This window comes from Chlorobium ferrooxidans DSM 13031, from assembly GCF_000168715.1.
GTDB lineage: Bacteria > Bacteroidota > Chlorobiia > Chlorobiales > Chlorobiaceae > Chlorobium > Chlorobium ferrooxidans.
In genome coordinates, this window is sequence record NZ_AASE01000005.1 from 48,690 (window position 1) to 73,645 (window position 24,956).

The following is a 24,956-nucleotide window of genomic DNA, read 5'->3' on the forward strand; positions in this document are numbered from 1 at the left end:
CGCAATAATTTAAAGAAGGTGAACCATGGCTGACATTAAAACCGCTTCAGTATTGGCTTTTGAACGTAAACTTGATCCTTCGGATGCCTTGTTTTTTGCCGGAAAATGGGCAGAGCGATCTGATTCCCACAAATGGCCACCAATAACAATTCGTGAAAAAGCAGTGCGCGGTACTATCTCTAATCGGCTTAAAGCTAAAGATTCCGATCCAGCAAAACTTGATGCTGCCATTGAAAATCCGAATCTTCAGCGTGTGGACGTGGCAACGTTACCAAATGATTGTGATACCCTGAAGGTTCGCTTTACCCTGCGGGTTTTAGGTGGTGCTGGCACTCCTTCAGCTTGTAATAATTCAGCATACAGAGAAAAACTGAGCCAGATTGTTCAGGGTTATGTGCAGGAAAAAGGATTTGGCGAACTTTCACTGCGCTATGCCTACAATCTTGCCAATGGCCGGTTTCTATGGCGCAATCGTTTGGGTGCAGAGGCTATTGAGGTGTTGGTTAGTAACCGAGATGGTGAGAATGCGAAAACATGGGATTTCGATGCCTTGAAATTCGGATTGCGTAATTTTGACGTTCCCCCGGTGTCCAATGAAGCCATAAAAGATTTAAGCACCGTAATTGAATCAGGGCTTGGGGGTGATGGTTATGTGTTATTGGATGTCGTGGCTTTTGTTCGCATCGGAGATGGTCAGGAAGTTTACCCAAGCCAGGAATTAATTTTAGATAAGGGGAGTTCCGGCAAAGGCCAAAAGAGCAAAACGCTCTATGCGATAGCAGATATTGCAGCCATGCACTCCCAGAAAATCGGTAATGCTTTGCGTACCATTGATACTTGGTATCCTAACGCAAACGACCCAGATAGTGTAGGACCTATTGCTGTCGAACCATATGGCTCTGTCACTACTGTTGGGAAAGCATACCGTCAACCTAAAGAAAAAGCTGATTTCTATTCTTTACTTGATGCCTGGGCAACTCGCGACAAAGCCCCCGCTGAAGAGGGAGCCCAGCATTTCGTGATGGCAACGCTGATAAGAGGCGGAGTGTTCGGCGAAAGCGAAAAGGAGTGAAAATATGAGTCATTATATAGAGTTTCGGATTCTCCCTGACCCGGAGTTTCCTGCAAGCATCATTATGAATCTCCTTTACAACAAGTTGCACAAGGCTCTGGTTCAGACGGGCAGCACCGATATTGGTGTGAGTTTTCCTGACTTCGACAATAAGAGAAACCGACTCGGAGAGCGATTAAGATTGCATGGCAGGGAAGTTCATATAAAATATTTGATAAACAATCTTTCATTGGCAGCACTTCTGGATCATCTGCGTGTGGGTGATGTTCAAGAGGTGCCAACGAGAGTCAGGCATGTTTCGGTGAAGCGGATACAATGTAAAAGCAGTGCGGAGCGAATAAGGCGACGACAAATCAAGCGTCATCAACTTTCTGATGAAGATGCACTGACCCATATTCCGGATTCTATTCAGAAACAATTAACCCTGCCTTATGTGACATTGAAAAGTGACAGCACTGGACAATCTTTTCGGTTATTTATTGATCAGCAGATAGCGGAAAATCCTGTGACTGGCACATTTAATGCCTATGCTTTAAGCAATGGGGCAACCGTCCCGATGTTTTAACCCTTTTTTTATCGGCATCCTGTTGCTCGTTAATAGATCAGGGTAAAAAGATCATTCTCCAAAAAGGGTGTTTCGCTTAAATAACCAGATAAACTCTTTTTGGAGAATGGTTTATTTGAAAATATTTGTAGTTCACTGCCGGACAGGCAGCTTAGAAAGGAACAACGGTATCCCCGAACCGCCGCTCAGCGTTCACTGCCGGACAGGCAGCTTAGAAAAAGTCCCCGCTCCGATTTGATCATCTTCAAAAGTTCACTGCCGGACAGGCAGCTTAGAAACGACCGACTTGCTTACCGAAACAGCCTCAACAGTTCACTGCCGGACAGGCAGCTTAGAAACGAGGATTTCCTCTTCGATTTTACGGATGGTCGTTCACTGCCGGACAGGCAGCTTAGAAAAAGGGATATGGACAGGCTGGTTGCCGGATCATGTTCACTGCCGGACAGGCAGCTTAGAAAACAAGGCACAGTAATACGCAAATCGTTATAAGCGTTCACTGCCGGACAGGCAGCTTAGAAATCTCAATGGATCGCTAGACCTTGATGAATTCCGTTCACTGCCGGACAGGCAGCTTAGAAAGGAGAAGTCTTCTACAAACGTCCCGAATATGCTGTTCACTGCCGGACAGGCAGCTTAGAAACCGGGAAACTTAACGTTAATCGAACATCGTTACGTTCACTGCCGGACAGGCAGCTTAGAAATCAAGGTTGTCCGGGCAGAAGAGGCTGATTTAGTTCACTGCCGGACAGGCAGCTTAGAAATGTATCAATGCTTCAACTCTGGCAGATTCTATGTTCACTGCCGGACAGGCAGCTTAGAAATTTTATCCACGATTTAACCAAAATGATTATGCGTTCACTGCCGGACAGGCAGCTTAGAAACGTTTGATACGGGGGTTTTGCGGGTAGAACTGGTTCACTGCCGGACAGGCAGCTTAGAAATGAGAGCAAGTGTCGGCGCAAACGGATCAAAAGTTCACTGCCGGACAGGCAGCTTAGAAAAGATACTACGACTATATGCTCGAATGCAGTGAGTTCACTGCCGGACAGGCAGCTTAGAAATGGGATTGCTGCTGGATGGTTCGATAAATTCAAGTTCACTGCCGGACAGGCAGCTTAGAAAAACCGCCTCAAGGATCGATGCTCCATAATTATTGTTCACTGCCGGACAGGCAGCTTAGAAAGCTGTACACGCACACTGTAAGCGCCGGTATCCGTTCACTGCCGGACAGGCAGCTTAGAAAGTCGATACCCGGAACTCTTGCAATGCGGATTCGTTCACTGCCGGACAGGCAGCTTAGAAAGGAAACTCGCGGGCTCTTGTGCTACAACCTCAAGTTCACTGCCGGACAGGCAGCTTAGAAATTTCGACCGGCTGACCATCTACCTCGAACTGCGTTCACTGCCGGACAGGCAGCTTAGAAAACTCGGCAACATCATTCACCGGCACATCAACAGTTCACTGCCGGACAGGCAGCTTAGAAATCGGCCTGGCCTCTGAACTCATAAGCAAATAAGTTCACTGCCGGACAGGCAGCTTAGAAAATAGTGTGGCAAGCTTGTCAGAAACATATAGGGTTCACTGCCGGACAGGCAGCTTAGAAATTGACGACAAAACTGAGCTGCTCCTTTTCCGGGTTCACTGCCGGACAGGCAGCTTAGAAAGTTGCACAAGGCCTTCTTGATCGCATCCTCGAGTTCACTGCCGGACAGGCAGCTTAGAAAACCGTAAACTTTTTTATAAGCTTCGCCCTGGTGTTCACTGCCGGACAGGCAGCTTAGAAATAGTAATGATTTAGCAGAAGTGCCGAGAGGCAGTTCACTGCCGGACAGGCAGCTTAGAAAAAGGTACCGGTTACCATTAGTCAACGCCCACCGTTCACTGCCGGACAGGCAGCTTAGAAATCCGACGTTTACCGATGTTGAGTTGCAGGCGGGTTCACTGCCGGACAGGCAGCTTAGAAACGCTGCTGCAATAGGAGGTGCAGCAAAAAGACGTTCACTGCCGGACAGGCAGCTTAGAAAATAATGCGGCAAGCTGGTCAGAAACATATAGGGTTCACTGCCGGACAGGCAGCTTAGAAATGTGTAGCTCTTACTGCTGCATCTGCTTGCTGGTTCACTGCCGGACAGGCAGCTTAGAAAAGCGATACCCATAACTATACCGTGTTCAACGAGTTCACTGCCGGACAGGCAGCTTAGAAATGTTCGCCCATGAATTTCTGGAAGTTGTCCCAGTTCACTGCCGGACAGGCAGCTTAGAAATACCAAAGTCGGTGGCCTCGTACACACCTCTGGTTCACTGCCGGACAGGCAGCTTAGAAATGGAAGGCCGGAACGGACATTGCGTTTACGCTGTTCACTGCCGGACAGGCAGCTTAGAAACCTACAAAAAAGTTCTATCTCAATCGCGGGTTGTTCACTGCCGGACAGGCAGCTTAGAAATTGATCTCAACGGGCACACAAAACCATAAATCGTTCACTGCCGGACAGGCAGCTTAGAAATTTCGGAATGGCACACCAAGCATCCCGTAATCGTTCACTGCCGGACAGGCAGCTTAGAAAGGAAACTCGCGGGCTCTTGTGCTACAACCTCAGTTCACTGCCGGACAGGCAGCTTAGAAATATATGATGCGGGTAGATATGGCACAAGTGGAGTTCACTGCCGGACAGGCAGCTTAGAAACCAACCAGAGCATCCACCTGCGCCTGAGCCGTGTTCACTGCCGGACAGGCAGCTTAGAAAGCAAGATCCCGGTTACTCTCCTTGCCGTCCCGGTTCACTGCCGGACAGGCAGCTTAGAAAAAAATCTGCAAGTAACGATGTTCGAGTCACATGTTCACTGCCGGACAGGCAGCTTAGAAAACCATGCCGCCGATGTAATGTCTACACCTCCAGTTCACTGCCGGACAGGCAGCTTAGAAATTTGTCCCGTAACCGGCCACGACTTGCCCGGTGTTCACTGCCGGACAGGCAGCTTAGAAAGGATTGCTGTCGGGGGTTAATGGGTTGTCGGAGTTCACTGCCGGACAGGCAGCTTAGAAACGGAGATTGAGCTCGCTCATAGCTTCCGGTCTGTTCACTGCCGGACAGGCAGCTTAGAAAAGCTACTGAAATGGCGGCTTGTGAGAACCTGGGTTCACTGCCGGACAGGCAGCTTAGAAATGCATAAACGGTTTCCGGGCGGGCACTGGACGGTTCACTGCCGGACAGGCAGCTTAGAAAAGGAACAATGCACCCTGCGCTGAGTGAATTAAGTTCACTGCCGGACAGGCAGCTTAGAAAAATGCCTGTCTACAGTGTACCTGGTCTTATAGGTTCACTGCCGGACAGGCAGCTTAGAAATTTTGAGGCCAAGGTAAGGCAGAAGTGAAATAGTTCACTGCCGGACAGGCAGCTTAGAAATGAATAACGAAATCTATGCTCAGGGAACATCTGTTCACTGCCGGACAGGCAGCTTAGAAATCCTGATCCAGAAGTTAATGCCATCACTTGGCGTTCACTGCCGGACAGGCAGCTTAGAAAGACACCGAAGAAACGACAGGAGGCTTGGCTGGGTTCACTGCCGGACAGGCAGCTTAGAAATTATTGATTACACAACTGGTGAAGTTCATGAAGTTCACTGCCGGACAGGCAGCTTAGAAATGAAAGTGTCTCCGGGGAGTGCTTCATCAGCAGTTCACTGCCGGACAGGCAGCTTAGAAAATTAACCCCCGACAGCAATCCGGACACTCCGGGTTCACTGCCGGACAGGCAGCTTAGAAAGGTTCGTTGAGAGTGCGGTCGGCACTGGCGACGTTCACTGCCGGACAGGCAGCTTAGAAACGATAGCTGCTCAATCTCCATGAGGATCTTCAGTTCACTGCCGGACAGGCAGCTTAGAAAGATCAGTGGGGCTAAAACCTATCTTACAACAAGTTCACTGCCGGACAGGCAGCTTAGAAATCAGAACGAGCGCTGAACATCTTTCCAGACTCGTTCACTGCCGGACAGGCAGCTTAGAAAGTTGCCGTAAGTCTCAAGCGATCCGCGCAACTGTTCACTGCCGGACAGGCAGCTTAGAAAGATAATTGTTATCAAAATCTGAATGGGTTTTTGTTCACTGCCGGACAGGCAGCTTAGAAAGGAATCGCGGTTGCTGCGCTCCTGATTTATAAGTTCACTGCCGGACAGGCAGCTTAGAAAGGTTGATGCGGTATTCGGTGGCGAATCAGACCGTTCACTGCCGGACAGGCAGCTTAGAAACGGAGGTCGAGCGCGAGACGACGGATGAGATTGTTCACTGCCGGACAGGCAGCTTAGAAATCAGACAAAAGAGGTGCTGAAAACAGCCAAGTGTTCACTGCCGGACAGGCAGCTTAGAAATGCCTCGCCCATTCGTTTTGAGTTGAGATTATGTTCACTGCCGGACAGGCAGCTTAGAAAAACGTATATCCGACGAGGCCAAACTACTCGAAGTTCACTGCCGGACAGGCAGCTTAGAAACAGTGCAATTCAGCCTTGTAGACTTGCCCTGAGTTCACTGCCGGACAGGCAGCTTAGAAAAGAATGGGTCGCTTATTGCGATTGATTGCCAAGTTCACTGCCGGACAGGCAGCTTAGAAATTTAAAAAGGCCGGTCTCACCCCTGCCAGTGCGTTCACTGCCGGACAGGCAGCTTAGAAATCTGAGATACTCCGGAAACCATTTCACTACTAGTTCACTGCCGGACAGGCAGCTTAGAAAACTTTATGCCACGCTTGCTCAGCAAATGGTATGTTCACTGCCGGACAGGCAGCTTAGAAATTGACGAGATAAAGGCGGCGTTTGATGAGGTCGTTCACTGCCGGACAGGCAGCTTAGAAATGGCAGGCGTCGCAATCCGCTTGTACTCTGTCGTTCACTGCCGGACAGGCAGCTTAGAAAGCTGAGGATGGAACCTTTAAACATGGGAGTGAGTTCACTGCCGGACAGGCAGCTTAGAAAATTCTCCGGCAGATGGATTTTAACGGTATGATGTTCACTGCCGGACAGGCAGCTTAGAAAACCGATGATGCAGGAACTTGAGTTGACTGAAAGTTCACTGCCGGACAGGCAGCTTAGAAAATACAATTTCAAGGGGTTTTTCATCATTGATTGTTCACTGCCGGACAGGCAGCTTAGAAATCCACAGTTATGGAACCGATGCAGTTATTGTTGTTCACTGCCGGACAGGCAGCTTAGAAATATACTTTTGGCGGAAACAATGCCGGGATTGGGTTCACTGCCGGACAGGCAGCTTAGAAAATTTTGATTTTTGTAAAATTGTTGATCAGTTAGTTCACTGCCGGACAGGCAGCTTAGAAATTTGATGCGTGGCAGTGTTGAGAGGGCTGTGCGTTCACTGCCGGACAGGCAGCTTAGAAACAGCGCGGAGCATCACCAGTCAAAGCGTTTTCGTTCACTGCCGGACAGGCAGCTTAGAAAGAGCTCGCCAAAGCCTTAGGTGTAGCTAAAACGTTCACTGCCGGACAGGCAGCTTAGAAAAAGTTTCTTGGACGTAACTGATTCAATGACTTGTTCACTGCCGGACAGGCAGCTTAGAAACGATACTACGACTATATGCTCGAATGCAGTGAGTTCACTGCCGGACAGGCAGCTTAGAAATAAGTATTTGAGCATCATTTACAGCTTTTGTATGTTCACTGCCGGACAGGCAGCTTAGAAACATTGTCGAGAGTATTCAAGTTTACAGCCGAGGTTCACTGCCGGACAGGCAGCTTAGAAAATCAACGGCTGCACAATCGGCATCATCCTTGTGTTCACTGCCGGACAGGCAGCTTAGAAAGGTCGAAAGACGGATCGTCTGTAACGAACGAGGTTCACTGCCGGACAGGCAGCTTAGAAAGATTATTCCTGCTATTTTTGGGTTAGCAAGAAGTTCACTGCCGGACAGGCAGCTTAGAAAGACGTCAAACCCGTCACAATCTTATCCATCAAGTTCACTGCCGGACAGGCAGCTTAGAAAGAAAGCATCGCACGGGTACCGGTCATCTTTGTGTTCACTGCCGGACAGGCAGCTTAGAAAGACAAGGCCTGGGCAGCTTCGCGGCGTCCCTGGTTCACTGCCGGACAGGCAGCTTAGAAAGGTTTCGGGTCAACCATGTCAACCGCGGAATTGTTCACTGCCGGACAGGCAGCTTAGAAATCCGCCGATCAATTCGCTTGCCATCCCGACAAGTTCACTGCCGGACAGGCAGCTTAGAAACCAGGCTAGCTGGATTGGAGAAACCACATTCGGTTCACTGCCGGACAGGCAGCTTAGAAAATGAGGATTAGAAGTATTTGATGTATGAGAAGGTTCACTGCCGGACAGGCAGCTTAGAAAGTAGACTTCCCGGTCCCCGATGGCGACGTAACGTTCACTGCCGGACAGGCAGCTTAGAAATGTGAAGATATTGCAAAAGCCTTCAAGAAAGCGTTCACTGCCGGACAGGCAGCTTAGAAAGGAAAGTGTCGGAGAGTGGCGGGGCGCGGGTTGTTCACTGCCGGACAGGCAGCTTAGAAATCAAGCATCCGAAGCTGCTTCGGTGATGCCATGTTCACTGCCGGACAGGCAGCTTAGAATGCAAAGTTCAAGGGGTCTGGCCGGGTACTTGTGTTCACTGCCGGACAGGCAGCTTAGAAAAGCGATACCCATAACTATACCGTGTTCAACGAGTTCACTGCCGGACAGGCAGCTTAGAAATGATTTCGCCGGAGCATGTGGGGAGTGACGTTCATGATTTCGTACACTTGCGTTAGCGAGGCAAAAGTGAATAGCTGATTATTGACCAAACGAATGTTTGACTTTGCGCATCTGGGTTGCAAAGGCCTTGATGTGTTCATCCCATGCGTTGTGCAAGACAGGGGCAAAGTCTGCTCTATTCGGCCATACGGTTGTTCCTGCTTCATCGTCAACAGTCGCTTGTCTGAAAAAGTCATGATCGCGTAGAGGTGTATAGAGTTCACCAAACAAAACGGATTCCAGATTGAGCTTTTCAGATCAAGTCCGCTTGCGGGAGATCCTTGAATTCCTCAACCAACTACTCTCCGTCCCGACTGACAACAAATCCTTTATGCATTGAGGTTTGACTATGATTCCTGAATCAGGTAAACAGAGCGGTGCATGCATAAAAAGGGGTGATAAACGCTATTCTCTGGTTATATTTTCTGATATGGTTTGACAACGCGATTATCTGAAGGAGATCTCCTATGCTGCAGAAGGCTTTGTTTCCGGGCAAGTATATCCAGGGCGCAGGGGCTCTCGGAGAGTTGCCGGCTCTTGTCAGGCTCTTTGGCAACAGGGGGATGATTCTTGCTTCTCCTTCTGTTTATACTGCCGTTCTTCCTGAGAGCGGGCTCGATCTGAAGGGCAGTTCGCTGCAAGCAGAACGATTCGGCGGGGAGTGCAGTGAAAAGGAGCTGTCGAGGGTGGCTGCACTTATTGCGGAGAACAGGGCGGATGTGCTTGTCGGCATGGGAGGCGGCAAAACAATTGATACGGCGAAAATTGCTGCTGACCGGGCGGGGATTCCGGTTATTATTGTGCCGACCATCGCCTCCACTGACGCGCCGTGCAGCGGTTGTGCCGTTATCTACACTGAAGAGGGGGTGTATGAATCGGCCTGCTATCAGAAATCCAATCCGGCAGCCGTGCTGGTGGATACCGAAATTATTGCAAAAGCACCCGTTCGTTTTCTTGTTGCCGGTATGGGCGATGCACTGGCGACCTGGTTCGAGGCAAACTCATGCAGCAGGACACAATCATCAAACGAGTGCGGCGGCCTCAGCACCCTGACCGGGCTCAGCCTCGCAAGGCTCTGTTATGATACGCTTATTCAATATGGCCCGAGCGCAAGAATAGCTGCCAAGCAGCACATCATAACACCAGCTCTGGAGCATATTGTGGAGGCCAATATTCTGCTCAGTGGAGTCGGTTTTGAGAGTGGCGGTCTTGCAAGTGCCCACTCCATTCACAACGGTCTTACGGCACTGGCTGAAACACACGCCTTTTACCACGGGGAGAAGGTGGCTTTCGGTTTGCTTGCAGGCCTTCAGCTCACTGATGCCTCGCCGGATGTATCGGAGCAGGTCTACGCTTTTTGTGAGGAGGTAGGCCTTCCAACCACCCTTGCCGATATCGGTCTTCGTGATTTCGACCGTGAACGATTGATGCCTGCCGCAGTAAAAGCCTGTGCACCCGCTGAATTCATTCATCACGAAGCGGGCAGCATCACCCCCGAAAAAGTCCTTCAGGCCATGCTCATGGCTGACGCTATCGGAGCATCGAGAAAAAAGAGGCAAAACGCATAGCTCTCGATTTTTGCTGTTTTACGGTTATCGCGCCGTACACTTTTCCGGACGGAAGAGAAGGGAGAGCGGAGTGTCTGGTTTATGAAAAATGATTGGTATGGTGTGATGTTTTCGGGAACCCTTTTGTTGAAAATTCTTATTATGTCGCAAAAGTTTTTGCTGTTAAATCTTGAAACAGGAGCATCATGAGTGACTTGCCTAACTGCCCGAAATGTAACTCTGAATATACCTATGAGGTCGGGGGACTGTTGACCTGCCCTGAGTGTGCCCATGAATGGACGGCTTTGTCCGGTGCTGCTGATGAGAAGGTGCGTGTCTGGAAGGATGCGAATGGTACCGTTTTGCAGGATGGCGACACGGTTACGGTGATCAAGGATCTCAAGGTCAAGGGCTCTTCATCGCCGATCAAGGGCGGCACGAAGGTGAAGAACATCCGTCTCATCGAGGGTGACCACAACATTGACTGTAAAATTGATGGCTTTGGCGCGATGGAGTTGAAGTCGGAATTTGTAAAGAAAGCCTGAATTGGTCTGGACGCTTTATTTATGACATTGTACGATCATTTAAAACTGTCAGCCAAAGCAAGGTCAACCGACGGATTTATACCGGGCGCAAGATAATTCAATGGCTCTCCATTTTTTCTTGAAGCAAGCAGAACGGGTTTGCCTTCGCAACTGCTGTTGTCGAACACCATAAAAAGATCGGCTTGTGGAGCAAACCAGCGTAATTGTTCATGGGACGTCCTGTGACGTTCAATTGCTTTTGCTGCATCTACGGAATGTCCTCCTTTTTCGACGCGTTCGCTGACACGCAGCGGTGACAATTCCGGGGGATAAAGTGATATATAAATTAGTCCGAATTTGAAGCCACGGGCCTTTGCTTTGGTCACGTCATCCCTGTATTTGCCCGTTGATAACACCGTTTCAACGACAAAACTTTGTCCGGCTTATATGCAGTTATCAACTTCGGCACCAACTGCAATGGCGGCTTTCAGATTGAGGTGGTTTGGTGGGTCGTCTGGAAACTGTTTTCGAAGTTCGAGCGTCCGTTCATCAGCGTTGAGTTTAACAAGGCCATGATCGCCAAGGTTCTTGAGAAAGGTTTCAGCAAAACCGGATTTACCGGCACCATTCGGACCAGCGATAATCCACATCCACTTTGCCATATGTGTGCTGGATTAGCGTATGTTGAGTGAGTTTATTGTTTGGAGTGTTCGCGAACAAGCAATTGACCGCAGATTGAGCCATGCGTAGTAATGCCAAGTCTATCATTTTCTTCAACAGCCTTCCCTGCAGCCATGACAAATGACGTTTGTGCGATTGCAATCAAAGTATCGGCTTCATCGGAAATTCCAGTCGTAACCGTCCCACCTTGTGATTTATCTTTGGAGATAGAATAGATCAATCTTGAATTCGGGCTGATTACATCATTGATAACCGCTTTTAATACGGATGAGTAGTTTTTAGCAATCCAATCATAGAAAAATTGGCTCGGTACCTCAATTGTCAGTTCGTGTCCGGAGAAGCTTAATGGTTTGATCGGGGAGAACCATGTTTTGAACTCCAGTGGGTCTGTTTTTTCTTTTATGGTTACCATGCAAGTATCCCATACCTGTTGTGCTTTTGAGGTATCTTGCTTCTTTTGTGTTTGCGGATACTTGATAAACGCCTTTGAGGTAATGCTCATATTTAACTCCTGAAGGCTGGCGCAGTGTCGTAATCGTGGCTATTAATAACTTAAACCTTGTGTCTGCGATGAAATATAGCTGATTGCTGTTTCTTTGTTAATACACCGGATCGGGTAACAATATAGTGATTATTAACGAACAAAGAGCAATGGCAAAAAGTTGTTGCTCTTTCAGACGTGGTTTACACTTTTCCATGGCAGTAAATGCAGGGGGAGTGCAGAAATCTCTCTGTATCGGTTTGGGGAACAATCAGTTAACGCGCAGGCGCATTGGTGTGCCTGCGCGTTTTTGCTGATGGCCGGGGATCAATAGCCGGGATTGACTTCACTGAAGGTTTTCAGTCCAAGCCCGTAGAGATGGATAAAGCCTGCGGCAGCCTTGTGGTTGAAGGTGTCGGCTTCAGTATAGGTGGCCAGCTCTTCGTTGTAGAGCGAGTATGGCGAGTTCCTGCCGAGAAGGGTGACGCCGCCCTTGTAGAGTTTCAGGCGCACAAGTCCGGTTACCGGGTGCTGTGTTTCGTTGACGAAAGCATCAAGCGCCTTTCTCATCGGTGAGAACCAGGTGCCGTTGTAGATCAGGTTGGCATAGTCCTGGCTGATGTTCTTCTTGTACTGGAAGACCGATTTTTCGAGTGTCAGTCTCTCCAGTTCGCGATGGGCAAAGTGGAGGATTGTGGCTGCCGGAGCTTCGTAGATCTCTCTTGATTTGATACCGACCACACGGTTCTCGATCATATCAAGCCGTCCGACACCGTTCTTTGCGCCGATCTCGTTCAGGCGGATGATGAGGTCCAGGCCGCTCATTTTTTTGCCGTCAAGCGAAACCGGAATACCTTTTTCGAACTCAATCTCCACAACAGTTGGAGTATCGGGCGCTTTTTCAGGTGACGTGGTGATCTGATAGGCATCCTCGGGAGGAGCAACCATCGGATTTTCAAGCACTCCGCATTCGATACTGATACCCCAGATGTTCTCGTCAATCGAGTAGGGGCTTTTCTTGGTGGCCGATACCGGAATGTTGTGCTCAAGGGCATAGGCGATCTCAGCCTCCCGTGAGGTGAACTCCCATTCACGAAGCGGAGCAAGCACCTTGAGGTGCGGCGCAAGAGAGGCGAAGGTTACTTCAAAGCGGACCTGATCGTTGCCTTTACCGGTGCAACCGTGAGCCAGCATGGTGCAATCTTCAGCAAGCGCGGCATCCACGAGGGCTTTGGCAAGCAGCGGGCGTCCAAGAGCCGTGGCAAGCGGGTAGACATCCTCATAGAGTGCACCGGCCTTGAGTGCGCGCCAGATGTACTCTTCGACAAACTCCTTGCGGAGGTCAACAAACTGGAATTTTGATGCACCTGTCGACAATGCCTTGCTCTCAAGGCCCTCGATCTCTTTGGTCTGGCCGAGGTTGCCGGTTACGGCCACGATTTCGGCATCGTATTTGTCTTTCAGCCATTTGATCATGACGGAGGTATCGAGTCCGCCCGAGTAGGCTATTGCAATTTTTTCCTTGCTCATATCAGTTGTTGTGTTATCAGTGTTTGAAAAGGTTGTTTTGAATATAGGCGATCACTTCCGAAATATTCTCTACGGAAGCAGGAATAACGAGAACCGTATCATCTCCGGCAATGGTGCCGATGATGAGCGGGTTTTTAAGCTGATCGAGATAGGAGCCTACCCCGTGCGCCCTGCCCGGCAGGGTTCTGATGATGATGGCTGTTTCATTGGCTTTTACGGCAAGCACCTCAACTCCGACCAGCCCCTTGATAATGCGTCCGGCGTTATCATCCGGCAGTGCCATCCGGTAACCGCTGTTTGTGCGTGAACGCACAAGGCCCAGTTCGGCGCAGTCTCGCGAAAGGGTTGCCTGGGCAACAGCCATTCCGCTGTTGTGGAGCAGTTCGAGCAGCTCATGCTGATTTCCAACCTGATGCTGCTGCAGAATCTCCATGATTTTCATCTGTCTGGCATGTTTGTTCATTCCTTAAGCTCCTTCATGCCTTGATTTTTTTTGCGGCATTGAGCAGCCGGTGGGTCAGATGAAATTTTCTGTACTCTTCATGGTTGAGCAGTTTTACGAGAAGCGCTTTCTGCACATGAAGCCGGTTTTCAGCTTCATCAATAATAATGGAGTGCGGTCCGTCCATCACCTCAGCACTGATCTCCTGACCACGGTGAGCCGGCATGCAGTGCATGACGACCGCGGCTGGTTTTGCTCTGCTGAGCAGTGAGCTGTTGATCTGATAGGGGCTGAATATCTTCAGGCGCTCTTTGGCCTCCTCCTCCTGGCCCATGCTTGTCCAGACATCGGTATAGAGCACATCGGCGTTGGCTGCCGCCTCGTTCGGGTCATGCATGATTTCAATTTTGCTGATTCCCTTTGCTCTTGCCGTTTCAAGAATTCCCTGATCGGGAAGGTACCCTTCAGGGCAGGTGAGCACAAAATGAAAGGGGAGGAGACCGGCCAGCTCAATCCATGAGTTGGCGACATTGTTGCCGTCTCCGACAAAGACAACCTTTATGCCGTCATTCCAGAGCCCCTTCTCATAAAGGGTAAAGGCATCGGCCAGAATCTGGCAGGGGTGGGAGAGGTCGGTCAGGGCATTGATAACCGGAATCGAGGCGTGCTCGGCCATCTCCTCAATGATGCTGTGCTCGTGCAGGCGCGCAACGATGGCGTCGTTGTAGCGTGAGAGCAGGAGTGCAATATCCTCAACGGACTCCCGCGATCCAACACCGATTGAACGGCCGTCGAGATTTATGGCATACCCGCCAAGTTCATGAATGCCAAGCTCAAAGGAGACCCTGGTTCTCAGGGAGGGCTTGTTGAAGATCATGGCAACCGTCTTGTCGCGCAGCGGCTGGAAACCTGAAACGGATGGCTTTTCAGCTCTCTTTTTCTTGATGAAGAGCGAGTAGTCGAACAGCTCGATAATCCGGGATGCATCAAGCGGTGCAAATCCGAGGAAATCTCGTTTGGCTGGCACGTTATTGTTTTTTACAAAAGTCATCGGGATTGGCTGTTTAAGGATTGATCACTCTCCTGATCGGCAATAAACTGGGTGCCGACCCCTTCATGGGTGAATATTTCAAGCAGGAGCGAATGGGTTGATTTTCCGTCAATGAGATGGATTTTTCCAACTCCTGAGTCAAGTGTCTTGAATGCCGAGAGCACTTTCGGAATCATGCCGCCGGATATGATACCCTGTTCAATAAAATCGGCCGCTTCTGTTTTGCAAATGGTTTTCAGAATTCTCTCGCCTACATGAATTCCCTCCACATCGCTGACGTAGATCAGCTTTTCAGCCTTGAGAGCAATGGCTATACTGCTGGCGGCATCATCAGCATTGATATTGTAGATGTTGCCCGTATCATCGAAGCCGATCGGTGCAATGACCGGGATGAGTCCGGCATGGCAGAGCAGATCGATATAGTCGGTATTGATATGCACAACCTCTCCGACAAGCCCGAGGGTATCGGCATTCTGATGGGGGACCGCCTTGATGGTGTCGGCATCCAGACCGCTGACTCCGACGGCCTTGCCGCCGTGCTGGCTGAGGAGCTGAACAATATCCTGATTGACCTTTCCGGCAAGCGTCATCTGAATAACCGAGATCATCTCCCTGTCGGTTACCCTCCGGCCATGCAGAAAACGGGAGTTGTGTCCGAGTTTTTCTGCGGTTTTCGTGATTGCGTCACCTCCGCCATGCACCAGTACAATATTGATGCCGACCTTGCGGAGCAGGGTGACATTCTGTGCCACACTGTTCTTCAAAGAGGCATCCTTCATGGCAGATCCGCCGTATTTAATCACAAAGGTCTTGCCTTCAAACTGCCGGATATAGGGCAGAGCTTCAATAAGTACCTGGCCTATAGCGGCTTTCGGGGCTTTTCTTGGCGATTTCGGCTCGCTGTTCTGTAGGTTCTCCATCAAGGACAATTGCTGTTAAAGGTTAACGTATTGTCAGCTTCTGTAGCTGCCGTTTATATCGACATACTCTTTGCTCAAATCACAGCTCCACATGGTTGCATGCCCCGGTCCGTCTCCGAGCCGCAGGGTTATGGTGAAGGCGTCCTTTGCCATGATTGCAGAAGCCTCCTCCTCTGAAAAATCAGCGATGAATCCCGGTTTCAGCACCGTCAGGCTGTCGAAAGAGAGTTCAAGATCATCCTGGTTGAAGCATGCCCCCGAGCGTCCTGCTGCGGCAATGATTCTTCCCCAGTTGGCATCTTCGCCGTGAATGGCGGTTTTAACCAGACTCGATTCGGCAACGGTTCTTGCGGCAAGTTCGGCGTCGTGGTTGTCCGTAGCGCCAGTAACCGTTATTTCCACAAATTTTGTTGCCCCCTCGCCGTCAATGACAATGAGCTTGGCAAGAAAGGTCATCAGTGCTTCAAGTGCCTCAGAGAAGAGCTCGTAATCGCGGCTTTCCGCCCTGATTTCAGGGCCGGTACCGCTCGCAAGAATTGCCGCCATGTCGTTGGTGCTGGTGTCGCCGTCAACGGTAATGGCGTTGAAACTTTTCCGGTTTGCTCCTTCGAGTGCATGCTGCAGGAGTGAGGGCGAAATGGCGGCATCAGTACAGAGAAACGCAAGCATGGTAGCCATGTTCGGGGCGATCATGCCGGAGCCCTTGGCTATGCCGCTGAGCCGGAGCGTGCCGCCTGAAACCTTCACGTCAAGAGAGAAAAATTTCGGGAAGGTATCGGTGGTCATGATTGCCTCCGCAGCCGCAATGCCGGAATTTCGATCGAGTTTTGAGGATAGATCGGAAATGCCGCAAAGAACCCTCTCCATCGGAAGGAGCTGGCCGATAACCCCTGTGGAGGCTACAAGTACCTCTTCAGGCTTGACGGCAAGTTCAGCCGCAACCGCTCCGGCCATGGCCCGGGCATCCTGCATCCCCTGTTCGCCTGTGGCTGCGTTGGCATTGCCGCTGTTGCAGACAATAGCGCGAATGGATGATGATGCCTGCTTCAGGTGTGTTCTGCAGAGCGTTACCGGTGCAGCGCAGCAGAGATTCGTCGTGAAGACCGCCGCAGCATTTGCGGGTGCATCAGCGGCGAGCAGTATCATGTCGTTGCGGTCGTATTTTATTCCGGCACAAACCGCACCTGAAGAGAAGCCTTCCGGCCAGAATCCGACCCCACCCGCCATCTCTCCCGGCATCGGGGTAACCGATTCCGGCCAGGATGTTGATGCCGAGAGTTTGTGAACTATCTGAAGTGCTTTTTGACGTTTCTGCACAGCTGTCTGAAAGAGTTAAAGAGTTATAATAAGAGGCCGGTCGTTTCATCAAGACCGAGCATGATATTCATGTTTTGTACAGCCTGCCCGGCGGCGCCTTTCAGGAGATTGTCAATGGCCGTAACTATGACCACGGAACCGGACCGGGTTGCCTGCGCAATATGGATATCGCAATAATTGGTATAAGCGACATGGCGCACCTCCGTCATGCTCTCCCTCACCCGCACAAACGGGGCGTTCCGGTAAAAGCTCTGGTAGATACCGTTCAGTGTTTCAATTTTTTCAGGACGTTCAAGCCGGATATTCAGGATACTGTATATTCCCCTGACCAGAGAGCCGATCATTGGCGTAAAGGTAAAGTCAAAAGAGGGCGTGGTGGCGGAGCTGCCGAGTGCCTGCATGATCTCCGGGGTGTGCTGATGGACTCCGACCTTGTATGCCCTGACGTTTTCACTCATTTCCGAGTAGGAGAGCTCTGTTTTGCTGCTTCTTCCTGCTCCGGAAATGCCGGAAACGGAGGTGCAGTTGACCGCACTGAGCGGTATAGGAGTGCTGCCTCCAAGAAAGAGTGGTGCAAGACCCAGAATGATGCTTGTGGCAAAACATCCGGGATTGCTGATCGAGTTCCCCTTCACTATCTGATCTTTGAAGAGTTCAGGCAGACCATAGGTCATGACGGCATCCGGGGATTTTTTCTGCTTGTAAAACTGTTCATGTTCCAGTGTGTTTTTCAGCCTGAAATCACCGGAGAGGTCAATGACGGTTTTTCCGGCTCTCAGGAGTGCCGGAACGTGGGCAAGCGCTTCACCGTGGGGAAGTGCAAGAAAGTAGATGTCGCTCTCCATTTGACCGCTGTAGGGCAGGTAGCTTTTGTTGCAGGAGAGTGAAGGGTAGAGGTCGGTAACCTGTTTTCCTGCCTGCGAAAAAGCATACAGCTCTTGCAGCTCGACGTTTGGATGATGAAGCAGCAGCCGGGTCAGTTCAGCACCGGAATAGCCGGATGCTCCGATTACCGACACGGTATGTTTTTTTGCACTATCCGACAACTGTGGCATTATGTAGGGAGTATTCGGTTAACAGGGGATCAGTGAAAATTACCGGCGATGAATAAATATCCATTAATGCGGAAATATTAACCTTTTTTACCCGATTATCAAGCGTGAAAATATTTTTTTCCATGAGTGAAACAGCCGTGCTGAACTTTATGTCAACATCTTTATTTTATTTATTTTAAAGGTTATTTTACCCGTTCTGCTCTCATCCGGACATCCGAAAATGAATAGCAATGAATAAAAAACGAGTCACAAAAGCATATAAACAGCTTCTCCCGCCACTTTCGCTGCTCTTAGTACTGCTCATGCTGGGCGGCTGCCGGGAGCGGTCTGCTGCTGAAACCGCCCGGAGTGGCGTATTGATTGTCTCCGTTGACCGCCAGCTTCAGGGTGTTGCCGATATTCAGGGAGAGGTGTTCAGCCGGCACTATCCGGACTCCCGGATCACCATTGTTCCGGCCGCTTCCGGAAAGACCCTGATGTCTCTCCTTGATCATAAAGCCGGGGCAGCCCTGATCAGTGGTGAGCTTCAGCCGCAAGAGGATTCGCTTGTCGCATCACTCAACCGTCCGCTGCGGCGTGAACCTGTCGGGCGGGACGCACTCGTCTGCATCGTCAACAGCAATAATCGGGTTGCCACTCTTTCGCTGAAGGAGCTGTCGGTTATGTTTTCACGGAAGGGGAGTGAAACAACCCCGCTTATCAGGGCGGATGATTATCGTCTTGAGACTCTCTTAGCCGGGAAAATCGGGAAAAAGAGAGAGGATCTCCGTGCCTGGGCATGCAGAAGTGACGGTGAACTGATCAGGAGGGTTGGTGCCGACAGGAGTGCCGTTGGTGTGCTGTTTCGGTCAGCACTCAATGCCGGGACGATTTCCGATGCGGAGCGTAACCTTGTCAGGGTGGTTCCTCTTGTTTCTGAACGTGCAGGCGGAAAAGCATTCCTTCCAACCCGTCAAAATATCTTCGACGGCAGCTACCCTCTTGTTACGACTGTTTACTATGTATATTATCCCGGTAACGTACTTGCAACGGGGTTCGGCTCCTGGCTCTCCAGCAGTGGCCAGACCGTATTTGAACGGAGCGCTCTTGTTCCCTTCAAGCTGCTTGAGAGGACTATTATTCTTAAATAACGGTATGGGCATCTCTATTACTTTATTCCGCGATTCAATTGCTTCTTTGGGCGGTGCTCGAAATCCTCAAGTACTCCGTGTACATTCCGGTTTCAGCGCTCCTTCCGCCTCGCACACAAACCGCTCACGACAAGTTATAGAGGTGCCCGTATGACGGAAGTATCTGCAGTCAAAAAATTTGCCACCCTGAAGGCTATTGTTGTTACCGGAATCATCAGTATCCTGCTTGTTCTTGCCGGAACCGTAGGATTGCTTGTCATGCAGAGTAATCTGCATGAGAATGTTGAAAAAAAACAGGCTTGTTATCTTGATCTCATCGCGTTCAGGGGCAAACTCATTGAATTTGAGTTCAACCGTCACCACCCTGGAGCCAATTTATCCAATATCGAAGAGCTTCCCGGAAAGCCGGAAGAGCCGGCAGGAGTGCTGCTTTTCATGTACGACAAGCTTGCTGTTGAGATGAAGGACGCCGGATTGAACTCGCTTCCCGTACTTCACGCGGCCCGACAGAACAGCCCCGCACTGCTTGCCCTCGAAAATCTTGAACTCTTTCGCTTTGAGCTTGACAACACCATTCAGAAAGTCGATCTGGAGACAAGGGGTGCAGCCGACAAACTTGTTGACATCAATCACTTCTTTCTTTTTTTTATTCTTGCCATCCTGCTCACGCTCAGTATCACGGCCGGCTGGCTGCTGCATAACAACTATCGTCAGACCCTCATTCCTCTTGCTCAACTGGCCTCACAACTGAAGCTGATCAATCGTAATATTCCGGAAAGTATACACGATACAGCCGAAGAGATGAAAAAGGAGCTTACGGAAACCGAACCATCAAGTGATATCACCCAGATTACCGAGTCGATCATGAGCTTTTGCGGTGACATCGAGGCAAAAAACAAAAAGCTTGATGAACTGCATATCCGTGATGAAAAAACAAATCTCTACAACTACCGTCATTTCAAGGACCGTCTTATTACGGAGGTTGAGCGGGCAAAAAGCCTTGAGAGCAAGGTATCGCTTGCCATGATAGATATTGATCATTTCAAGCGATACAATGATGCTCACGGTCATATTGCCGGTGATCATGTGCTGGAAATTCTTGCAGAACTCATCAGCAGTCAATGCCGGGCCACCGATGTACCCTCACGCTTCGGAGGAGAGGAGTTTGCCGTGCTCTTTCCCAAAACAGATTCCGATACCGCACGCGAGATTGCCGAACGTCTTAGAAAACTTATCAGTATCGAACCATTTCCCCATGAACAGCATCAGCCGGAAGGGCAGCTTACGGTCAGTATAGGAATTGCAACATTTCCTGGGGACGCGGCTGACTGGTATACCCTTATCAACAATGCCGACCGGGCACTCTATAAGGCAAAATCTTGCGGAAGAAATAATGTAGTTACCTTTGCCTCCATGAATGCCGACTCAACCACAGAGGGATGAAGCCGCAGCTCTATATTGCAAGAAGGTTTGCCTTCAAACAGCGTTCAGCTTCCAGACCGACCTTTATCATCATGGTCGCGGTGATCGGTATTGCGGTTGGAACGGCCGCCCTGATTCTTACCCTCTCCATTGTCAAGGGCTTTGCCGGCAGCGTTGAGCAGAAACTGATCAGTTTTAGCGCCCATTTGCAGATCCGATATCCTGATGATCGTCTTTTTCAGGAGCGGCGCCAGGATCTTCTGCGTATCACCCAACACCCCGATGTGACATCTGCCGCACCCTTTCTTGAAAAAAGTTTTGTACTCAGGAGCCGGAGAGGCAGCACCGGCGATACCTACGGAAGCAAGCCGGTCGTTGTAAAGGGTGTCACTCCTGAGCAGCGAACGATCTTTCTGACCCGGTTTCTCAAGGAGGGAAGCCCTGCTATGACGGCTGAAAGTGAGGCAATAGAGCTCTATGCAGGTGAGCCGCTGGCAGAACATCTTGGTCTCACTGTCGGACAAAAAGTTATGCTTGTCGGACTTGGCCGTGACTCGACAGGGGCCAGACTCATTACGGGCAACAAAAGCGTTGTTGACCTCCTCTCATCACTTGATCTGGAAATTGGCGTTATACGGGGTATTTACGATACGGGCCTCCAGGAGGGTTTTGATGATTTTGTGGTCATTACCGATCTGAAGCAGATGCAGGCGCGCTTCAATCCGTTGATGATCAGCGGTTATGATGCCAATGTGGAGCATTTCAACAAACTTCCCGATACGGTTAAGGAGATAGTTGCCACGCTCGGACTCCCGTTTTACGGCTATACGGTTTTTCAGCGATATTCAAATCTTTTTGAATGGCTGAAGCTCCAGAAAAACATCATGCCGATGCTGATTGTCACCATCACCATCGTGGCGGTTTTCAACATCATCTCCACCCTGCTTGTTCTGATTATTGAAAAAACAAGGGAGATCGGGATGCTCAGTGCTCTTGGCCTCGAACCGGCCAAAATCAGCCGTCTCTTTATGTCACAGGCATTTCTCATTGCGCTCTCCGGGATTGCGGCAGGCAATATCCTTGCGCTCTCCCTTTCGCTTTTCGAGCTCCGCTTTCATCTCATCACCCTTCCGGAGAAAAGCTATTTTATCAAGTATGTTCCTCTCCTGATTGATCCTTTTGATTATGCGGCGGTCTCTATTGCGGTCATGATACTGACGCTTCTCTTTGCCTTTATTCCTGCCCGGATTGCGGCGTCACTGAAACCGGGTACAGCTCTGAGCACCTGATGGGATACTGTGTTGCCTTGCTCTCAAACCGCTCACGACAAGCAACAGGAAACCATAAATTTTATTGATATTGATGCTTGTATGAAAACTGGATTATGGATAGCGCGCCGCTTCAGCTTTGCCCGCAAACGGTTCAGAATTATCAATGTCATTTCGGCAATCAGCCTTGCCGGTATTGTCATCGGCGTCAGCACCCTGCTTGTGGTCATGAGTGTTCTGAACGGATTTCAAAAACTTGCGCGTGATCTCTTTATTACCATCGACAGTCCGGCTCAGCTTGTTCCACTCAAGGGACGATCTTTTGCTGTTTCTGACTCACTGCTCAACTCCATAAGGGCTGTTGAGGGTGTCGGTTCTGCTGAACGGTTTGCAGAAGGAGAGGCAATTATGGCTACCCGTGATAAAAGTGAACTGGTGATCATCAAGGGTCTCAGCGATAAAGCACATCGCCGTCTTGTCAGTCAGACCCATGCAGCCAACCCGTTCTTTTCCGGTGAGACGATTGCGGTTGGTGAGCTTCTGGCCTACCGTACCGATCTCTATGCATTCAGTCAGGTGAAGATTTTCAGCCCCGAGTTGATCTCTTTCGGACTTGAATCACTTTCGCAGCCCTACATGATGCCGGTACTCACTATTCCGGAAGCCACCGTATCGTCACTTTTTTCCCTGCAGAAAATATTTGACGACCGCTATGTGCTCACCTCTGAGCGGTTCGCACAGAGAGTTCTGCTGCTTGGCAACGGACTCTGTTCAGGAGTTGATATCAGGGCAGGGGAGGGGGTTTCAAACGAAACGTTTATCAGAAGCCTGAGATCGTGGCTGGCTCGCAGCCCTGTTAAAACGAATTGCAGAATCAGGAGCCTTGATGAGAAATACAGCTCTGTTTTTGCGGTCATGAAGCTTGAAAAGTGGGTGAGTTTCGGAGTGCTGATGCTCATCATCCTTGTGGCCTCACTCAGTCTGACCGGAGCGCTTGCCATGACCGCCATTGACAAACAGCGGGAGCTCTTCTACCTGCGATGTCTGGGGCTCGAAAAACCGCAGTTCATGGCAATATTTATTATTCAGGGTGCCATGACCGGCGTGATCGGAACTGCTGCCGGGGCATGCATTGCCTGGAGCATCTGCACCCTTCAGGAGCTTTTCGGTATTGTAAAACTCCCCTCAAGAAGTGCCTTTATCATTGATGCCTACCCGGTCAGTATGCAGCTCAATGATTTTATTGCGGTTGCCATCCTGGCGATTCTGCTCTGTATTGCCGTAAGCCTTTATCCTGCACGCAAGGCTGCGATGATTGCGACGAGTCATTCGCTTGATTTGAAGACCAACTGATGGGCGCCAAGGGCGCCCTGAAAGGACTTCAGGGACAGCAAGGACAACAGCGACTAAGAGAAAACCGGCACCCGCTGTTCAGCAGGGCAGACACGCAGGTTTGCCCCTGCATCAATCCAAAATTCAGCATTCAAAATCTCCTCTTTCATCTCCACTCAGGCAGAGTGTATCGCGAAGCTGGCGGTCAATTTCGTCGGTGTGGAGCGGTGCCGGGTCCATGATTTCAAGGCGGGAGCTGTTGAGGGGAGCGCCGGATGACAGGGTGAACTGACCTTCACCGCCATTGATGCTCATCCATCCGTCCCGGCACTGCATGACCCCTTTAACGCGTTCAAAAGGAAGCGTGTTGAGGAGGGCGGCAAGGGCGGTTTGGCGGAAACGGTAACCGCTACCGATCAGCCAGCTCCCTGTCGAATAGCCCGATCCCGAACCTTCATGAAGAGTCCATGAGTCAGGGCGAACCGGCTCCGCTGTTTCCGGTTCTTTGTTTTGGCTGACGGCTGAAGCTGACGGTTCGTTTTTTCTGGTATGGGCATCGGGGAACCCGGCTGAACGGGACCTATTTCGCGGGTAATCGAGCAGCAGGGGATCGAGCTGGCCGAACGAAATTTCAGCGACCATTGCTTTGGGCGGTTCAGCGGATGCGGCGAGATTCAGGAATGCCGTCCTGTCACGTGCGGTGTAACAGTCAGCCTTGCTTGCAATCAGCAGATCGGCAAGGTTGAGCTGATCCTGGAACGAGGGGTGTTCTCGGTAGCGTACATCACCAAGTTTTCGGGCATCAACAAGACAGATGGTTGCTTTCAGGTCAAGCACCTCCTGGAAGTAGCCGGAGCAAAGGGTGCGGATGATTTTCAGCGGGTGACCTATCCCTGTTGGTTCAATAAGTATTCTTTGGGGGCTGGTGTCACGGATAAGGCGATTCAGTGCAGCTTCAAAAGAGGCCCCTGCCGTACAGCAGAGACACCCGCCGGAAATTTCCCGGATGGAGACCTCTCTCCGGGGGGAGAGAAGGGAGGCATCAACACCGACCTGGCCGAACTCGTTGACAAGCACCGCCCAGCGCTCTTTAGATGGCTTATGATTGAGCAGATGGTTGATTGCGGTTGTTTTTCCTGCACCAAGGAATCCGGTAATTATTGTGGTCGGGATGTGATGGAATTTTCCGTACGACCGGGCAGGGGCGTTCATGAAAACAGATCAAAATCCGATTTGGAGGCAAAACAGACAGGGCAGCACCAATCGGAAAAGAGCCGTTCAAACGAGGTTCCTTTTTTGATGTTGTTTTCACTGTCGCCCTCTTTCGGATCATAGAGCCAGCCGCACTCCCGGCACATCCAGGTATCAGTTTCACCTGACTTTATGGATGTTTCACCCGCAAGCACTTTTCTGAATACGACCATTTCTGACCGGGAAAACCCTTTTGATCGGTAGAATTGTTGCGCATGTTCGTTATCGCTGTCGGTCAGTAGCGTAATGCGCCCGAATCCCTCCTTTCGGGCAAACCCGATGGCATGTTCGACGAGGAGGGATCCGATGCCCCTTGTGCGCCATGCCGGGGCAACAATCATATCCTCAAGGAGTGCGACTTTTTTGCCGAGAAAGGTGCTGACGGTAAAGAGCAGCAGTACCATAGCCTGAATCTCTCCATCAATTTCACAGACAAATATCCGGCCCATGCCGGGATTTTCTATGATCATGGCGAGCCCTCTCGACTGCGCTTCGCTGTCGGGCGCAAACTCTTTCTCCTGGCTGAAGAGGAGCCCAAGCAGTGTTGTGCATGCCGCAATATCGCTCGCCGAAGCTGTCCTTATTTCTGGCATATTGTTGACTGATAGGGGTTGATGACTATGC

Annotated in this window: 19 protein-coding genes and 1 CRISPR repeat array; of the genes, 8 read left to right on the forward strand and 11 right to left on the reverse strand. The window is 50.4% G+C overall.

The genetic code is table 11. The features are described from left to right. The first annotated feature begins 25 nt into the window (after positions 1 to 25). From csy3 to CFERDRAFT_RS04325, 4 genes are all read left to right on the forward strand, one after another. The gene (gene csy3 / locus CFERDRAFT_RS04310) at positions 26 to 1,072 is read left to right on the forward strand and encodes a type I-F CRISPR-associated protein Csy3 (RefSeq protein ID WP_006365991.1); all 1,047 of its coding nucleotides are present in this window, start codon (positions 26 to 28) and stop codon (positions 1,070 to 1,072) included. A 4-nt stretch (positions 1,073 to 1,076) separates the two neighbouring features. Then, the gene (gene cas6f, locus CFERDRAFT_RS04315; RefSeq protein WP_006366022.1) at positions 1,077 to 1,637 is read left to right on the forward strand and encodes a type I-F CRISPR-associated endoribonuclease Cas6/Csy4; all 561 of its coding nucleotides are present in this window, start codon (positions 1,077 to 1,079) and stop codon (positions 1,635 to 1,637) included. A gap of 130 nt (positions 1,638 to 1,767) precedes the next feature. Next, a CRISPR array of direct repeats spans positions 1,768 to 8,342; the repeat unit is 28 nt; unit sequence GTTCACTGCCGGACAGGCAGCTTAGAAA. Between the two features lie 506 nt (positions 8,343 to 8,848). Further along, the gene (locus tag CFERDRAFT_RS04320; RefSeq protein WP_006365992.1) at positions 8,849 to 9,949 is read left to right on the forward strand and encodes a glycerol dehydrogenase; all 1,101 of its coding nucleotides are present in this window, start codon (positions 8,849 to 8,851) and stop codon (positions 9,947 to 9,949) included. A 185-nt stretch (positions 9,950 to 10,134) separates the two neighbouring features. Further along, positions 10,135 to 10,473: a zinc ribbon domain-containing protein YjdM gene (locus CFERDRAFT_RS04325; protein WP_006365993.1), complete on the forward strand. Its 339-nt coding sequence runs from the start codon at positions 10,135 to 10,137 to the stop codon at positions 10,471 to 10,473. 35 nt (positions 10,474 to 10,508) lie between these two features. On the opposite strand, the gene CFERDRAFT_RS04330 is transcribed toward CFERDRAFT_RS04325, so the two are convergent. The 9 genes from CFERDRAFT_RS04330 to argC all read right to left on the reverse strand — a co-directional run bounded on the left by CFERDRAFT_RS04330 (position 10,509) and on the right by argC (position 17,929). Continuing rightward, positions 10,509 to 10,838 (reverse strand): hypothetical protein, encoded by a 330-nt coding sequence (locus CFERDRAFT_RS04330; protein WP_050770630.1) that lies wholly within the window; start codon positions 10,836 to 10,838, stop codon positions 10,509 to 10,511. A gap of 57 nt (positions 10,839 to 10,895) precedes the next feature. Beyond that, positions 10,896 to 11,114, reverse strand: a complete 219-nt coding sequence (locus CFERDRAFT_RS04335; protein ID WP_040433130.1) for a hypothetical protein — start codon at positions 11,112 to 11,114, stop codon at positions 10,896 to 10,898. 32 nt (positions 11,115 to 11,146) lie between these two features. Beyond that, positions 11,147 to 11,635, reverse strand: a complete 489-nt coding sequence (locus CFERDRAFT_RS04340) for a DnaA N-terminal domain-containing protein (protein ID WP_040433132.1) — start codon at positions 11,633 to 11,635, stop codon at positions 11,147 to 11,149. 306 nt (positions 11,636 to 11,941) lie between these two features. Continuing rightward, positions 11,942 to 13,144, reverse strand: a complete 1,203-nt coding sequence (locus CFERDRAFT_RS04345) for an argininosuccinate synthase (protein WP_006365995.1) — start codon at positions 13,142 to 13,144, stop codon at positions 11,942 to 11,944. Positions 13,145 to 13,160: 16 nt separating this feature from the next. Continuing rightward, a complete protein-coding gene (locus tag CFERDRAFT_RS04350) occupies positions 13,161 to 13,607 on the reverse strand; it encodes an arginine repressor (protein WP_006365996.1) in 447 nt (148 codons plus the stop codon). A 13-nt stretch (positions 13,608 to 13,620) separates the two neighbouring features. Then, on the reverse strand, positions 13,621 to 14,637 hold the full coding sequence (gene argF, locus CFERDRAFT_RS04355) for an ornithine carbamoyltransferase (RefSeq protein WP_006365997.1): 1,017 nt from the start codon (positions 14,635 to 14,637) through the stop codon (positions 13,621 to 13,623). Continuing rightward, positions 14,634 to 15,557, reverse strand: a complete 924-nt coding sequence (gene argB, locus CFERDRAFT_RS04360) for an acetylglutamate kinase (protein ID WP_006365998.1) — start codon at positions 15,555 to 15,557, stop codon at positions 14,634 to 14,636. Before argB ends, argF begins: the two co-directional genes overlap by 4 nt. A gap of 33 nt (positions 15,558 to 15,590) precedes the next feature. After that, positions 15,591 to 16,796 carry a bifunctional glutamate N-acetyltransferase/amino-acid acetyltransferase ArgJ gene (gene argJ, locus CFERDRAFT_RS04365; RefSeq protein WP_006365999.1) on the reverse strand — a complete coding sequence of 402 codons (1,206 nt, stop codon included), beginning with the start codon at positions 16,794 to 16,796 and terminating at the stop codon, positions 15,591 to 15,593. A gap of 101 nt (positions 16,797 to 16,897) precedes the next feature. Continuing rightward, positions 16,898 to 17,929 carry an N-acetyl-gamma-glutamyl-phosphate reductase gene (gene argC, locus CFERDRAFT_RS04370; RefSeq protein WP_006366000.1) on the reverse strand — a complete coding sequence of 344 codons (1,032 nt, stop codon included), beginning with the start codon at positions 17,927 to 17,929 and terminating at the stop codon, positions 16,898 to 16,900. Between the two features lie 230 nt (positions 17,930 to 18,159). On the opposite strand from argC, the gene CFERDRAFT_RS04375 reads away from it, so the two are divergent. The 4 genes from CFERDRAFT_RS04375 (at position 18,160) to CFERDRAFT_RS04390 (ending at position 23,102) form a co-directional block, all read left to right on the forward strand. Next, positions 18,160 to 19,059 (forward strand): PstS family phosphate ABC transporter substrate-binding protein, encoded by a 900-nt coding sequence (locus CFERDRAFT_RS04375; protein ID WP_006366001.1) that lies wholly within the window; start codon positions 18,160 to 18,162, stop codon positions 19,057 to 19,059. 150 nt (positions 19,060 to 19,209) lie between these two features. Continuing rightward, positions 19,210 to 20,502 carry a GGDEF domain-containing protein gene (locus CFERDRAFT_RS04380; RefSeq protein WP_006366002.1) on the forward strand — a complete coding sequence of 431 codons (1,293 nt, stop codon included), beginning with the start codon at positions 19,210 to 19,212 and terminating at the stop codon, positions 20,500 to 20,502. Then, positions 20,499 to 21,770, forward strand: a complete 1,272-nt coding sequence (locus tag CFERDRAFT_RS04385) for an ABC transporter permease (protein WP_006366003.1) — start codon at positions 20,499 to 20,501, stop codon at positions 21,768 to 21,770. The genes CFERDRAFT_RS04380 and CFERDRAFT_RS04385 overlap by 4 nt, the downstream gene beginning before the upstream one ends. A gap of 81 nt (positions 21,771 to 21,851) precedes the next feature. After that, on the forward strand, positions 21,852 to 23,102 hold the full coding sequence (locus tag CFERDRAFT_RS04390) for an ABC transporter permease (protein WP_006366004.1): 1,251 nt from the start codon (positions 21,852 to 21,854) through the stop codon (positions 23,100 to 23,102). Positions 23,103 to 23,225: 123 nt separating this feature from the next. On the opposite strand, the gene CFERDRAFT_RS04395 is transcribed toward CFERDRAFT_RS04390, so the two are convergent. Further along, complete coding sequence (locus CFERDRAFT_RS04395) at positions 23,226 to 24,293, reverse strand: CobW family GTP-binding protein (RefSeq protein ID WP_006366005.1); 1,068 nt, start codon at positions 24,291 to 24,293, stop codon at positions 23,226 to 23,228. Then, positions 24,290 to 24,925, reverse strand: a complete 636-nt coding sequence (locus tag CFERDRAFT_RS04400; RefSeq protein ID WP_006366006.1) for a GNAT family N-acetyltransferase — start codon at positions 24,923 to 24,925, stop codon at positions 24,290 to 24,292. Before CFERDRAFT_RS04400 ends, CFERDRAFT_RS04395 begins: the two co-directional genes overlap by 4 nt. Positions 24,926 to 24,956 lie beyond the last annotated feature (31 nt).

Excerpts from the sequence above, each read along its gene's own strand:
- csy3 (WP_006365991.1), top strand. The coding sequence starts at position 26 with ATGGCTGACATTAAAACCGCTTCAGTATTGGCTTTTGAACGTAAACTT.
- cas6f (WP_006366022.1), top strand. The coding sequence starts at position 1,077 with ATGAGTCATTATATAGAGTTTCGGATTCTCCCTGACCCGGAGTTTCCT.
- CFERDRAFT_RS04320 (WP_006365992.1), top strand. The coding sequence starts at position 8,849 with ATGCTGCAGAAGGCTTTGTTTCCGGGCAAGTATATCCAGGGCGCAGGG.
- CFERDRAFT_RS04325 (WP_006365993.1), top strand. The coding sequence starts at position 10,135 with ATGAGTGACTTGCCTAACTGCCCGAAATGTAACTCTGAATATACCTAT.
- CFERDRAFT_RS04335 (WP_040433130.1), bottom strand. The coding sequence starts at position 11,114 with ATGGCAAAGTGGATGTGGATTATCGCTGGTCCGAATGGTGCCGGTAAA.
- CFERDRAFT_RS04340 (WP_040433132.1), bottom strand. The coding sequence starts at position 11,635 with ATGAGCATTACCTCAAAGGCGTTTATCAAGTATCCGCAAACACAAAAG.
- CFERDRAFT_RS04345 (WP_006365995.1), bottom strand. The coding sequence starts at position 13,144 with ATGAGCAAGGAAAAAATTGCAATAGCCTACTCGGGCGGACTCGATACC.
- CFERDRAFT_RS04350 (WP_006365996.1), bottom strand. The coding sequence starts at position 13,607 with ATGAACAAACATGCCAGACAGATGAAAATCATGGAGATTCTGCAGCAG.
- argF (WP_006365997.1), bottom strand. The coding sequence starts at position 14,637 with ATGACTTTTGTAAAAAACAATAACGTGCCAGCCAAACGAGATTTCCTC.
- argB (WP_006365998.1), bottom strand. The coding sequence starts at position 15,557 with ATGGAGAACCTACAGAACAGCGAGCCGAAATCGCCAAGAAAAGCCCCG.
- argJ (WP_006365999.1), bottom strand. The coding sequence starts at position 16,796 with ATGCCGGGAGAGATGGCGGGTGGGGTCGGATTCTGGCCGGAAGGCTTC.
- argC (WP_006366000.1), bottom strand. The coding sequence starts at position 17,929 with ATGCCACAGTTGTCGGATAGTGCAAAAAAACATACCGTGTCGGTAATC.
- CFERDRAFT_RS04375 (WP_006366001.1), top strand. The coding sequence starts at position 18,160 with ATGAATAAAAAACGAGTCACAAAAGCATATAAACAGCTTCTCCCGCCA.
- CFERDRAFT_RS04380 (WP_006366002.1), top strand. The coding sequence starts at position 19,210 with ATGACGGAAGTATCTGCAGTCAAAAAATTTGCCACCCTGAAGGCTATT.
- CFERDRAFT_RS04385 (WP_006366003.1), top strand. The coding sequence starts at position 20,499 with ATGAAGCCGCAGCTCTATATTGCAAGAAGGTTTGCCTTCAAACAGCGT.
- CFERDRAFT_RS04390 (WP_006366004.1), top strand. The coding sequence starts at position 21,852 with ATGAAAACTGGATTATGGATAGCGCGCCGCTTCAGCTTTGCCCGCAAA.
- CFERDRAFT_RS04395 (WP_006366005.1), bottom strand. The coding sequence starts at position 24,293 with ATGAACGCCCCTGCCCGGTCGTACGGAAAATTCCATCACATCCCGACC.
- CFERDRAFT_RS04400 (WP_006366006.1), bottom strand. The coding sequence starts at position 24,925 with ATGCCAGAAATAAGGACAGCTTCGGCGAGCGATATTGCGGCATGCACA.